Annotated in this window: 1 protein-coding gene; it reads right to left on the bottom strand. The window is 44.7% G+C overall.

Going from position 1 to position 302, the window contains the following annotated elements; all coding sequences use genetic code 11:
• Positions 1–302, bottom strand: a 302-nt coding sequence (locus AB4585_RS29285) for a flagellar basal body FlgE domain-containing protein (protein WP_372172332.1), incomplete at both ends; no start/stop codon positions are given.

The raw sequence follows: 302 nt of genomic DNA, 5'->3' as shown, positions 1-302 counted from the left end.
AGTTTGTGCAATCACCTCGTAAGTATTCGGACCGGTCTTAACAAAGTATTGAGTGACGATGTGCTCGTTACCAAGCGAATCGTATACTGGAGTCGTGTAGCTGTTTGTGTACGTTTTCGGATCACTTGGGTCGAATGGTGTAGCCACCATGTCGATGTCTTCTGCATTCGCATCTAAGTTAGCCAAGAAATCCACGTTATCTGTAGCGCGAGCATTAAGCGCACTGTTTGATACGTTAATATCAGTGATCGTACCCTGCATGATATTGCCGTTAGCATCTACAGAATAACCCTGCAGAAGAT

Source organism: Vibrio sp. 10N.222.49.C9 (assembly GCF_041474985.1).
GTDB classification, from domain to species: domain Bacteria; phylum Pseudomonadota; class Gammaproteobacteria; order Enterobacterales; family Vibrionaceae; genus Vibrio; species Vibrio crassostreae_C.
Note: the sequence above shows the minus strand (reverse complement) of the source record. Positions and strands in the feature narration are given on the sequence as shown.